This window comes from Psychrobacter sp. 1U2 (assembly GCF_051847575.1).
In genome coordinates this window covers 1-554 of record NZ_JBPYDC010001630.1, presented here as the reverse complement: position 1 = coordinate 554, position 554 = coordinate 1, and the positions used below count along the sequence as shown (strand labels likewise).

Below are 554 nucleotides of genomic sequence, written 5' to 3'. Positions count from 1 at the left end.
CATCTCAGTTAGCGTTGGGATAGGATTAGGAATAGAGCGTAGCGTAAACGTCATGACGACACTGTCAACGCTATTATCTTCAAGGGGCAGCGTCTCAGCGGACAACGGCTGCAAGATAAAGTCGATACCTGCGCTAGTAAAGCGTTCTGCTGCCAATGGATGCAGATGCGGATCGACGCCTATCACTTCTTTGACGGTTTGAGGGTTGTAAAACTCAGCATTTAGCCCACTGCCAACACCGACTTCTAGCACGATGCCGTGGGCTTTTGGGACGACAAGCGCTCTTTGCTCGCTCACAACATCTAATGCACAGGCTTTGTCGATTAGGACAGGCAAGACTTTATTATTATAGACGTTTTTGAGACTGCTGAGCTTAGAGGTCGGCTTCGAGGTCATGATGATTCCTTTATAATTAAAATATGAACATCTTTGTATCTTACTCGCCCTTTTTACTCCGCCGGCATCGTTCGGAACAATAAATCACATTATCCCAATCCTTCTCCCACTTTTTGCGCCATGTAAAAGGACGCTGGCAGACAGGGCATATCTTTTGC

The 554-nt window shown here is 46.8% G+C and carries 2 protein-coding genes; both read right to left on the bottom strand.

What is annotated here, in order from left to right; all coding sequences use genetic code 11:
- Positions 1-396, bottom strand: a 396-nt coding sequence (locus ACS8FD_RS23555; RefSeq protein WP_439277632.1) for a class I SAM-dependent methyltransferase, incomplete at its 3' end; no start/stop codon positions are given.
- A 40-nt stretch (positions 397-436) separates the two neighbouring features.
- A complete protein-coding gene (locus tag ACS8FD_RS23550) occupies positions 437-547 on the bottom strand; it encodes a DUF2256 domain-containing protein (protein WP_439277633.1) in 111 nt (36 codons plus the stop codon).
- Positions 548-554 lie beyond the last annotated feature (7 nt).